Genomic DNA, 12962 nt, shown 5'->3' on the forward strand with positions numbered 1-12962 from the left:
CATTAGATATATTCAATTTGACTGATCATAGTGCGATGCCACCACACTCTCTTCTTCATCAGAATGTAATTGATAACTATTATCACTCAGCAATTTTTCGTCATAAGTCTCAATATCAAAATATTTTTCATATTTATCTATATTTTCACAAAGCGAAAGTGCTTTCACCTTATTCATAATCAGACCCGTACCAGCAGGAATTAACCTTCCTACTATAACATTTTCTTTTAACCCACTCAAAGGATCACTCTTTCCGCAAAATGCTGCTTCCGTAAGTACTTTTGTTGTTTCTTGGAAAGAGGCAGCAGAAATAAAGGAATTAGTTTCAAGGCTTGCTCTAGTAATTCCCTGCAGAATAGGAAGATAATGAGCAGGTCGTTTTCCAGAGTTATTCATAGCATCATTTTCTCTATCAATTTCCAGCCTGTCGATATTTTCTCCAATTAAGTACATAGTATCACCAGGATCGGTAATTTCTACTTTTTGTAGCATTTGCTTTAAGATCACTTCTAAATGCTTGTTATCTATGCGCACACCTTGCAATCTATAAACTTGCTGTATTTCAGAAATCATATAGTGTGCTAACGCTTCTAACCCAAGCACACGTAGAATATCATGAAGATCAGGATCGCCATCCATCAATAAATCACCTTTACGCACAAAATCACCTTCATTGACTATTACATGCTTACTTCTTGATACTAAATACTCAACTTGAGAAGCTTGCTCATCTACAGGTTTAATTACTACACTGCGTTTTCCTCTACGGTCTTTTTCAGAGAACGTTACATAGCCATCTATTTCACTAACGATAGCATGCTCTTTAGGACGACGTGCTTCAAATAATTCTATAACCTTAGGCAAGCCACCAGTAATATCACGAGTTCTAACTGACTCTCTCGGCGTTCTTGTGATAACATCACCTGCATGAACCTTTTGGCCATCCTGTACATTAAGCACTGCACCAACTGGTATAAAGTAACATGCTTCCACACCACTTGAAAGTGTTATTACTTTTTCATTATCATCAAGCAGTGCAATACGAGGACGTAAATTAGCTACACCAGAGTGCAATTTCCAATCTTTTACTACTCTATTTGATATTCCTGTAGATTCATCCATCACTTCAGTGATTGAAATTCCATCTTTTAAATCCTGGTAAGATATTGTACCACTCTTTTCCGTAATAATAGGTAGTGTATACGGATCCCATTCCGCAACTTTATCACCAATTTTTACTAACTCACCCTCATTTACATAAAGTTTAGCACCATAAGGCACACTGTGCTTCAATTTTTCACTACCAAGGCTATCAATTAAAACGACTTCACAGGAACGGCTTATCACAATTTTATTTCCGTTTTTATCTATAATTATATTACTATTGTTTAGTTTTATTCTAGCATTAATAGAAGCTATAATATTTGAGGATTCAATACCTCTAGTCATTACCCCACCTATATGGAAAGTACGCATCGTTAACTGAGTACCTGGCTCTCCAACAGATTGAGCAGCGATAACACCAACTGCTTCACCTATTGAAACAATTTTACCAGTTGCAAGGTCTCTTCCATAACACAAAGAACACACACCAGGACTTATTTCACAAGTTAAAGGCGATCTAATTTTTATAGCATCAAGACCTGCAATGTTGATTTGCTTTACTTTACCTTCATCAATTAATTCCCCTGCTTTTAATAATAACTCTTTGGTTACTGGGTTATATATATCATTTGCAGCTGTTCTACCCAGTACAACACTCTCTAGAGATGCAACTATAGTACTACCTTCAACTATAGCTCTTACAATAAGGCCATTTTTCGTTTTACAGTCATGTTTTGTAACTATGCAATTTTGAGATACATCAACCAAGCGACGAGTTAAGTATCCAGAGTTTGCAGTTTTAAGTGCAGTATCAGCTAAACCTTTACGCGCACCGTGAGTAGAATTAAAGTATTCAAATACATTTAATCCTTCGCGAAAATTAGAAATTATAGGTGTTTCTATAATTTCACCAGAAGGTTTGGTCATTAACCCTCGCATTCCTGCTAACTGCTTCATCTGGGAAGTAGAACCTCTTGCACCTGAGCTAACCATCATATATATTGAATTGTACTTACTATTTTCATCATACACAGATATCGCTTTTAACATATCATTCGCTATTATATCTGTGCACTTAGACCACTCATCTATAACTTTATTATACCTCTCACTTTTAGTGATTAGTCCGTCTTGATACTGTGCAGAAAATTTCTTAATTTCACCCCTTGTATAATCAACGTGTGTAGCTTTAGTTTCAGGTATGACCATATCGCAACGACTAAAAGAAGTACCAGAAAATGTAGCATACTCAAAGCCAAGTGTCATCAATTTATCAGAAAATACCACTGTAGCACTTTGACCGCAGCTACGATATACTAAATCAACAATACTAGTTATTTCCTTAACTGTTAATACCTGATTTATTAAATCGAAGCTTAGATTCTCATGTTTAGGAAAAATCTGCCATAATATTAAACGTCCAGGAGTTGTACAAATAGTTTTATACTGAATGTTTCCATCGCTATTGATGTATTCCATTTTGTACTTTATATGAGAATGAATATGTAGAGTACCGTTGTTTAAGGAATGCTCAACTTCACAAAAAGAACAGAAAAGTGGTAAATCATCCTCCTTAAGTTGCTGTAAAGTTAGGTAGTATATACCAAGCACTATATCTTTACTAGGAACTATAATCGGTCTTCCATTAGAAGGACTTAAAACGTTATTAATTGACATCATCAACACTCTAGCTTCAAGTTGAGCTTCCAATGAAATTGGCACATGTACCGCCATTTGATCACCATCAAAGTCAGCGTTAAATGCTGTACAAACAAGTGGATGAAGCTGTATTGCTTTACCTTCAATAAGGACTGGCTCAAAAGCCTGAATACCAAGCCTATGTAGCGTAGGCGCTCTATTTAGCAAAACAGGATGCTCTTTTATTACTTCTTCAAGCATATCCCAGACTTCTGGCTTTTCTGCTCTTATTAACTTACTAGCAAATTTAATAGTTGGAGCCATTCCATATATTTTAAGCCTTGAGTAAACAAAAGGCTTGAATAACTCAAGAGCCATTCTTTTCGGTAATCCACACTGATTTAGTTTTAAAGTTGGACCAACAACTATTACAGAACGTCCAGAATAATCTACCCTTTTTCCTAAAAGATTCTGACGGAAACGACCTTGCTTTCCTTTCAGCATATCGCTAATAGACTTTTTATATCCAGTAGCGCCAGCTTTATTTACCAGAGCATTACGACGACTATTATCAAAAAGAGAATCAACTGCCTCTTGTAACATTCTTTTCTCATTACGAATCATAATCTCAGGAGGATTCAAACTTAACAATTTTCTCAATCTATTATTTCTATTAATAATAGTTCTATAATGATGATTTAAATCAGAAACTGCAGGTCGACCACTTTCAAGCGATACCAAGGGACGCAAGTCAGGTGGTAAAATAGGTATAGCTGTAAGTATCATCCACTCAGGTCTGTTTCCAGACTTGATAAAATTTTCAACAATACGTAATCTCTTTATAATTTTCTTTCTTCTCATTTCAGAAGCAACAGACTCTAACTCCTGTCTTAAATTCTTCCTAATTTCATGTAAATCAAGGCGTATTAGCAATTCTCTTATAGCTTCAACACCTTGCATAGCTATAAAGCTATCGACCCCATAGCTATCTTTAGCTTCATTATAAGCTTTCTCACTAATAATTTCACCTTTTTCAAAAGAGGAAACAAGAGGATCTATTACAACATAATTATCACTATATAAAATACTTTCGATATCTCTAAGAGACATATCTAATAATGCTCCAATTCTTGAAGGAAGTGACTTCAAAAACCATATATGAGCAACAGGAGATGCAAGCTCTATATGACCCATTCTTTCTCTTCTTACTTTAGAAGATGTAACTTCTACTCCACATTTTTCGCATATACGGCCCCTATGTCTTCTTTTTTTGTACTTTCCACATAAACATTCATCATCATTGACAGGACCAAAAATTTTAGGACAAAATAATCCACCTTTCTCAACTTTGAATGTACGGTAGTTTGCAGTTGAAACATCTGTTATCTCTCCATAAGACATACGTTTAATACTTTCAGGGCTAGCAATGGAAATGCTAACCTCATTAAAAGATTGTGCGATATTAGTGTAAGATATATCTTCAATTACTATGTCATTTTGCTTCAAATCCACATTAAAACACAAGGAACGCAACTCTTTTATCATGACATTAAAGGATTCAGGAATTCCACATTCAAAGTTACTGTCACCTTTTATTACCGATTCATAAATCTTAACCCTGCCATTAATGTCATCAGACTTCACAGTTAACATTTCCTGCAAAGTGTAAGCAGCACCGTAGGCTTGCAGTGCCCAACATTCCATTTCACCAAAACGCTGACCACCAAAATGAGACTTTCCTCCAAGAGGTTGTTGAGTAACCAAACTATAAGGTCCTACTGAACGCGCATGAATTTTACCATCTACTAAGTGATGCAACTTAAGCATGTACATGTAACCAACTGTAACTTTGCGATCAAACTTCTCACCCGAGCAACCATCATATAATACAACTTGCCCAGAGTTATCCAATCCAGCAAGTTCAAATAGCTTTACTATTTGTTCATCTTTTGGACCTTCAAATACAGGTGCAGTAACAGGAATGCCATCACGCAACTTATACGCAAATTCAATGAGGTGATTATCATTAATATCGCGAATGTTATTACAAATAGATAAATTACTGCCACAACTATAAACCTCAATCAGGAAGTGACGTAAACTACTGTGTGCATCTTTACAAGAGTTGAAATAATTCTCTACTAATGTAGTCAATTCATTATTTAATTCATCCTTATTAGGCGTATCTAAAATAGAAGCCGTTATTTCATCATCATTAATATCCTCAAATTTTTTATTATCAAGATATAATGCTGCAAATTTTTCAAAATCATCATCACTGAGAGATCTAATTGCCTCACAAAAAGCACGTTTGATTTTATTGATCTCATCAAGAATATTGCCTACTTTTTCTCCTAATTTTTTACAAGCCCAACCTACATGCGTTTCCAATATTTGACCTACATTCATTCGCGAAGGAACGCCAAGAGGGTTAAGAATAATATCAATAGGAGTACCATCTTCTAAATAAGGCATATCTTCTACTGGAACAACTCGAGAAATCACACCTTTATTTCCATGTCTACCAGCCATTTTATCCCCTGGCTGCAAACTATGTTTTACAGCAATAAAAACTTTTACTGACATCGACACACCTTGAGGCAGATCATATCCTTCATGCAATTTTTCTACTTTTCGCTTAAAGTTTGCTATCGCATGTGATACTTTTTCATCAAAATCTTTTTTTAAGCTCTCAACTTGCTTAGAAATAGATTGGTTTTTCAATCCTATATCCCACCATCCCTCACGTTCAATAAAATTAATACTTTCTCGATCTTGCGAGCCAGAATTAATAAGAATTTTTCTTAATTCATCATAGAAATATTGATTAATAACATTGATTATATGGTCTCGTTCTTTCTCAAAATCATTTACCTCTTTTTGCTTAATAAGAAACGCCCTTTCGTTTTCTTCTTCCCCTCTGCGTGTAAAGACCTGCACATCAATCACTATCCCTTCAATATCTGGAGATGTATATAAAGAGGAATCCACACAATCAAATGACTTTTCACCAAAAATTGTCATTAACAATTTTGTCTCAGGAGGCAATGAAAGAGAATGCTTAGGTGTAACTTTTCCCACCAAAATATAACCTGGACCAACTCTTGTACCAACCTTTACTATACCACTATCATCCAAGTGATAAAGATTTTCTTCATTAACACCGGGTATGGCACGAGTTATTTTTTCCGACCCTAAAGGAGTGTCATGTACAACACATTCAAATTCTTCTATATGAATAGAAGTAAATAGATCTTTTTTAACAACTTCACTAGAAATAATGATTGAGTCTTCAAAATTATAACCTTGCCAAGACATAAAAGCGACTAGCAAGTTTTGGCCAAGTGCCAATTCACCGTTATTAATAGCAGGACCATCAGCTATCACATCACCTTCCTTAACACAATCACCTACATGCACCAGTGGTTTCTGGTTAATACAAGTATTATGGTTAGAACGCTGAAATTTTCTTAGATGATAAATATCTACATCCAAGTAGTTAATTCCTCCTTTGTCAAAAGCACGTATAACTATAGAGTTACTATCTGAGCTGTCAACTATGCCACCACGTTTTGCTAAAACTACAGCACCAGAGCCAGAAGCTACGAAAGACTCCATGCCAGTAGCAACCAAAGGAGCAGTAGGCTTCAATAAAGGTACAGCTTGACGCTGCATATTTGAACCCATTAACGCTCTATTAGCATCATCATTTTCTAAAAATGGAATTAAAGAAGCAGCAACCGATATTACCTGCTTAGGAGATAAATCAATGTAACTTACTTGATTACTATTTACCATTACAAAGGTACCAGCATACCTACAGTATAACATATCATCAACAAAGCAGTTGTTCTCATCAAGCTTTGCGCTGGTATCGGCTATATAATATAAACCTTCATCTATAGCAGACAGATACTCAATTTGATCAGTAACAACCTTATTAACTACTTTCCTATAAGGACTTTCAATGAACCCATATTTATTAATACGAGCGTATATAGCTAAGCTATTAATTAAGCCTATATTCTGCCCCTCAGGAGTTTCAATAGGGCAAATTCTTCCGTAATGAGTTGGATGAACATCACGCACTTCAAATCCCGCCCTCTCTCTTGTTAAACCACCAGGACCTAACGCTGACAACCTTCTTTTATGTGTTATTTCAGATAATGGATTAGTCTGATCCATAAATTGAGATAATTGGGAAGAGTTGAAAAAATCTCTTAAGACATTGGTTAACACTTTTGGATTTATAAAATCAGATGGAGAGACTTTATCTAAACTAGAAGTAGACATAGAATCAACTACTGCCCGTCCCAATTTTAATAATCCAGTTCTAAATTGATTTTCTATAAACTCTCCAACTGAACGGACTCTTCTATTTGCTAAATGATCAATATCATCTACAGATCCTTGACCATCACGTAACAATACTATTTTTCTTATAATTTCAATAATGTCTTCATGTGTTAAAGTAGTTAAATTTTCCTCATAATTTAACCCAAGGCAAGAATTAAGTTTTAATCTACCAATGTTAGACAAATCATAATATTCCGAACTGAAGAAAAGATTACGAAAAAACTCCTCTACTATCTTTAAAACAGGAACTTCACCAGGACGCAAAACCTTATATATTTCATATAGAGCGTTCTCATAAGACATGTTTTCATCTAAGAAAAGTGTGTTTAATATGTAAGGTCCAACAGAAACATTATCTATGTTCAACACTGATATTTTATCTATAGATAATAATTCAAGCTTTTTTATATCCTCTAATTTTATAGATTCACCAGCAGATAAGACTTTTGTAGAACTAGCACTATCTATTAAATCTTCTGCAAGAAATAAACCACATATAGAATCATAAGGAATTAGATACTCTTTCAATCCGTTATCATATAGATTTTTAGCTAATTTTGAAGTAATACGAACATTAGCTTTAAGTAACACATTGCCTTCAACATTCTTTAAATCAAAAGGAAGCCTCACTCCCTTGAATTTATCAGGGGAAAAAGGTACTCTCCAGCCACTTTTATGTTTTATATACTCTATTTTTTCATAAAATTTATTAAGTATGTCATTATTTGATAAGCCCAAAGCCTTTAATAAAACTGATATTGGCAACTTTCTCTTTCTATCAATACGAAAATACAAATGATCTTTAACATCAAACTCAATATCAAGCCAAGAACCCCTATAAGGAATCACTCTAGCAGAATAGATCAATTTGCCAGAATTGTAAGTTTTTCCCTTATCACTATCAAAAAACACTCCAGGAGATCTATGCATTTGTGAAACGATAACTTTCTCTACGCCATTGATGATGAAAGTACCTTTATCAGTCATCATAGGCAGTTCACAAAAGCGAACCTCCTGCTCTTCAGCAGATTTTATAACAGTTGCAAGCTTAGAATGATCATCATCTTCTTTAATCTCTTGATATTTTTCAAGAGAAACACCATCCTGCATAATAACAAGACGTATAGAAGCAATAACCTGAGCAGAAAAAGTTATACCACGTTTTATACATTCAGACTCACTATACTTAAGATCATCTACCCTACAATTCAAAAATTCGATAGTAGCCCTATGCAAAGGATCAGATATTGGAAAAATTGTATGAAAGATAGCTTCAAGTCTTTCATTACTCTCATTATTAGGAGTAAAGGAATTATATGACCCCTTTTGGACTTTAACCAAATCCAACAAAGAATCTTTTAAATCAATCGACCTGGAATAAGAAACTCTAGGAACAAAAGCACTAGAAGCACACATATAAGAAGAATCAACCATTAAAATACCTTCACTAATTAAAAGAGCTATATCAACATAAAATTAATATACTAACATTTTATTCAAGCTCAACTTTAGTTGCTCCTGCTTCAATAAGTTTTTGCTTTATTTTTTCTGCTTCGTCTTTAGAAACATTAGCAGTCAAATCTTTGGGTAAAGACTCAACTAATTCTTTCGCTTCTTTTAAATTCAATGTAGAATTAACTTCTCTAATAGCTTTAATCACTCCTATTTTTTTGCTTGCATCAATCTCTTTGATTACAACTTTATATTCAGCTTTTTCTTGAGCAACAGGAGCATTAGCATTATCACTAATAGGCACCCCAGCACCAACAGCTCCACCAAGAAAAGAACCACTAGGCAACCCTATTTTTTCTTCTAGAACTTTTACAAGTTCAGAAGCTTCTAATAGATTTAAAGATAATATTTTATCAACCAAATCACTTGTTACATTATTCATACTGACCACCTTATTTAACAACAAATTTATTTTTTAGAACTATAGTAATCCAAAACTCTCATAAGCCTCATAGAAGATGAATTAATAGACAATGCTAACCGAGCAGGAATATCATAAGATATTAAACGCATAATTTTAACACGCAATTCATCCAGAGAGGGAAGCTTAGCCAATTTGTTAACATCTTCCACTGTTAACAATTCATTTATATGAGCCGCACAAATCACAGACATTTTTTCTTTGTTAGCATTAATAAAATCAACTATTAACTTTGCAGCTTCTACTATAGCACTAGAATATATAATAGCAACAGAACCAGAAAATTTACCTGATAAATAAGAAAATTTACCAGTCCTTTCCAAAGCCAAGCAAGCTAGAGTATTTTTAACTACTAACATCCCACCCATTACAGATTTTAGACTATTCCTAAGAATTAATGAATTGCTAACATTCATAGACTTGAAATTTACCAATATTAAGAAATCATTATTTACAAACACATTCATTATGTTTTGTATAAATTCATCCTTATCTTTACGCTTCACAATTTCGCTCCCTTAAATTATATCTTCTACTTTGTTTATTTTATGAGCTTTACCCATAGTTGAATTTAAAAAAACGCTTTTAAAGTAAACTCCTTTCACAGAAGCAGGTTTATTGTCTCTAATTACTTTAAGAAAGGCTTTTAAATTTTCCAGCAAATCATCAATATCAAATTTAATACTTCCTAATTTACCATGAATAACCCCATTTTTATCCGTCCTGAATTTTATTTGACCAGACTTAATGGTTTTAGTAGCTTCCGCAATGTTAGAAGTCACAGTACCAAATTTAGGGTTAGGCATCAGCCCTTTAGCACCCAATACTTTTGCAATAGGAGTGATTTTTGCCATGAAATCAGGAGTAGTGATGCACCAATCAACATTCAACTTTCTACCTTTTTTTATCTCTTCAATTAAATCTTCTCCTCCTGTAATATCAGCACCAGCTTTTTCAGCTTCTAATAAATGTTTATCTTGAGCAAAAACAGCTACTTTAATATTCTTCCCGATACCTTTAGGCAACACTACTGTACCACGCACCTGCTCTTCAGATTTACGTGAATCTACACCTAAATTGACTGCGATATCAACTGATTCATTAAATTTTGCTGAAGCAGACTCAAAAATCTTCTCCAAACACCGCTTAGAATCATCATTATATGTACTCATTTACCTAACCTTCCACAACTTCTATACCCATAGATTTTGCAGTGCCTATAACCATCTTCACTGCTGAATCTTCATTATCCACTTTCATATCAACCATCTTACACTTTGCCACTTTAATGATAGCAGACATAGATAATTTAGCCACTAATTCTTTACCAGAATTACCAGAACCTTTACTTAATTTAGCTTCCTGCTTAAGCAAATAAGCCACAGGCGGACCGCTGACAGTAAAATCATGAGAGCGATCATCCTTTATGGAAATTCTCACTGTTACTAAATCACCTACTTTATAACTAGCGTTAGCAGTGCTAGTAGCTTTATTAAAAGCTTCACAAAATTTAGGAACAGGTATACCACGCGGGCCAAGTACTGAAGCAATTTTCGGTCCTGGAACTTCTTTTCCAGCTTCCATAAGAAAGTTAATCTTAGCAACTACATTACTCATAATTAATCCTCTATTTTCTCTACTTGAGCCAAATCAAGCTCTATTATTGTTGGCTTACCTAAGATTGATACTTCAATATTAATAATTTTTTTCTCATCATTTACCATATCTACCTTACCAGTAAAATTTTGAAAAAGACCATCATTAATTTTTACTTTTTCACCTTTCTCATAACCATAACTCAACTTTTTCGTTTCTTGAGCATTGTAAAGCGCACTACACATTGAGCGAATCTCATTATCCTCAATCACCTTTGGAACATTACCATTTTTCAAAAATCCATAAACCTTAAGAGATTTTGGTATATTATTAATAAAATTTAATACCTCATCGCATAAATTCATGTATAAAAAGACATAACCAGGAAAGGACTTCCTTCGTTTAGCATTTTTTTTAGATTTTAAATCCATCTCACTTAATTCTTCACAAGGAATAAAAACCCTATTAAAATAATTATTAATATTCAATCTCATAGAATTTTCTAATATATATTGGCGCACTTTCTCTTCATAATTAGAGGCAACTCTTAAAATGTACCACTTATATCTATTAAATTCCTTACGTTTTAAAATTACCTCATCATCTGAAATCATCTCAAAATGACCAGACTCATCACCACAAAACCCAGTCATTTGATTCAAAATATTTTTGCTTTCATCACACAGATGCATACATATATATACTTCACATAACTCTTTTATATCAGATTTTACATCACATACTGTCTGATAAGGAATAAACACCTCCTTAAAGTAAACAGTATTGGTTGCCAACTCGCATATATCCTTCTCATACCCGTAATCGACTTTAATGATATACCATTTATACTTATATTCCATAAATAATTCCAAATAAAGTCTTAATTACGTAAAGAGACATAAAATCTACGAAGCAAAAGAAAATCGAAAAGCATAATATAACAGTTATTACAATAAACAAAGATGACAATACCTGCTGTTTTTTTATCCAAGCAATTCTCCTTACTTCTTGCTTTATATCGCAAAAAAAAACATACAGGTTTTTTAACATTTCTACCATAATATTAATGCAGGAGCGATAGGAATTGAACCTACAACCTCTGGTTTTGGAGACCAGCGCTCTACCAATTGAGCTACACTCCTATAATTCAAAGTTTACTCTAAAATTTCCGAAACAACGCCAGAACCAACAGTTCTACCACCTTCTCTTATCGCAAAACGTAATCCTTTATCCATTGCTATTGGTACTTGCAACTCCACTTCTATACTTACATTGTCCCCTGGCATTACCATCTCCTTTCCATCTAGCAATTTTATGCTCCCAGTTACATCCGTTGTCCTTAAATAAAACTGTGGCTGATAATTTGCAAAAAATGGTGTATGCCTCCCTCCTTCTTCTTTCTTCAATATATACACCTCCGCATTAAATTTCTTATGCGGGGTTATTGTCCCTGGTTTTGCCAATACTTGCCCTCTCTCCACTTCTTCTTTCTTTGTTCCTCTTAGTAGTATTCCTACATTGAGTCCTGCACTTCCCTTATCTAGCGACTTCTTAAACATCTCAACACCAGTACATATCGTCTTTTGCGTCGCTTTCAGACCTATTATCTCTATCTCATCCCCCATCTTTATCTCCCCCTTCTCTATTCTTCCTGTTACTACCGTCCCTCGGCCCGGCACTGAAAATACATCTTCTATTGGCAACAAAAACGGCAAATCTACAGGCCTTGGAGGTACTGCCACATACTCATCTAACTTCTCCATCAATTTATCCATTGATTTCTTTCCATACTCACTACTATCATCTTCTAATGCTTTTAACGCAGACCCAACTATCACAGGCACTTCATCACCTGGAAATTTATACTTACTCAGCAACTCTCTCACTTCCATTTCCACCAAATCTATCATATCAGCATCAGCAACATCAGCTTTGTTTATATATACCACGATATATCCAACACCCACTTGTTTTGCCAGCAATATATGCTCTCTCGTTTGTGGCATCGGCCCATCAACCCCTGACACTACCAATATTGCTGCATCCATCTGTGCTGCACCTACTATCATATTCTTTACATAATCAGCATGTCCAGGGCAATCAACGTGTGCATAGTGTCTCTTTTCTGTTTGATATTCAACATGCGCTGTTGCTATTGTTATACCTCTCTTTCTTTCTTCTGGCGCTTTATCTATCTGATCATATGCTACAAAATTACCATAATGCTTTGTTATCGCCGCTGTTAACGTTGTCTTCCCATGATCCACATGTCCTATCGTTCCCACGTTTATATGCGGCTTTCCAAATGCTTCTACTATCGCTGTCATAATTACTA

General features: G+C 34.5%; 8 protein-coding genes and 1 tRNA gene. All 9 read right to left on the minus strand.

Annotation, left to right across the window (positions count from 1 at the left end):
• Positions 1–12: 12 nt before the first annotated feature.
• The 9 genes from ACE38P_RS03525 to tuf all read right to left on the minus strand — a co-directional run bounded on the left by ACE38P_RS03525 (position 13) and on the right by tuf (position 12954).
• Positions 13–8532: a DNA-directed RNA polymerase subunit beta/beta' gene (locus tag ACE38P_RS03525; RefSeq protein ID WP_374699502.1), complete on the minus strand. Its 8520-nt coding sequence runs from the start codon at positions 8530–8532 to the stop codon at positions 13–15.
• Positions 8533–8590: 58 nt separating this feature from the next.
• Complete coding sequence (rplL, locus tag ACE38P_RS03530; protein WP_007301986.1) at positions 8591–8992, minus strand: 50S ribosomal protein L7/L12; 402 nt, start codon at positions 8990–8992, stop codon at positions 8591–8593.
• Between the two features lie 26 nt (positions 8993–9018).
• On the minus strand, positions 9019–9537 hold the full coding sequence (gene rplJ, locus ACE38P_RS03535) for a 50S ribosomal protein L10 (RefSeq protein ID WP_007301987.1): 519 nt from the start codon (positions 9535–9537) through the stop codon (positions 9019–9021).
• 12 nt (positions 9538–9549) lie between these two features.
• Positions 9550–10203, minus strand: coding sequence for a 50S ribosomal protein L1 (gene rplA, locus ACE38P_RS03540; protein WP_374699503.1), 654 nt, complete (start codon positions 10201–10203; stop codon positions 9550–9552).
• A gap of 4 nt (positions 10204–10207) precedes the next feature.
• Positions 10208–10648: a 50S ribosomal protein L11 gene (locus ACE38P_RS03545; RefSeq protein ID WP_374699504.1), complete on the minus strand. Its 441-nt coding sequence runs from the start codon at positions 10646–10648 to the stop codon at positions 10208–10210.
• Between the two features lie 2 nt (positions 10649–10650).
• Complete coding sequence (gene nusG, locus ACE38P_RS03550; protein ID WP_010406831.1) at positions 10651–11487, minus strand: transcription termination/antitermination protein NusG; 837 nt, start codon at positions 11485–11487, stop codon at positions 10651–10653.
• The gene (gene secE / locus ACE38P_RS03555; protein WP_374699505.1) at positions 11477–11686 is read right to left on the minus strand and encodes a preprotein translocase subunit SecE; all 210 of its coding nucleotides are present in this window, start codon (positions 11684–11686) and stop codon (positions 11477–11479) included. Before secE ends, nusG begins: the two co-directional genes overlap by 11 nt.
• 10 nt (positions 11687–11696) lie before the next feature.
• Positions 11697–11769: transfer RNA gene (locus tag ACE38P_RS03560), tRNA-Trp, on the minus strand.
• 12 nt (positions 11770–11781) lie between these two features.
• Complete coding sequence (gene tuf, locus ACE38P_RS03565) at positions 11782–12954, minus strand: elongation factor Tu (protein WP_374699506.1); 1173 nt, start codon at positions 12952–12954, stop codon at positions 11782–11784.
• Positions 12955–12962 lie beyond the last annotated feature (8 nt).

Source organism: Wolbachia endosymbiont (group A) of Limnophora tigrina, assembly GCF_964263225.1.
Taxonomy (GTDB): domain Bacteria; phylum Pseudomonadota; class Alphaproteobacteria; order Rickettsiales; family Anaplasmataceae; genus Wolbachia.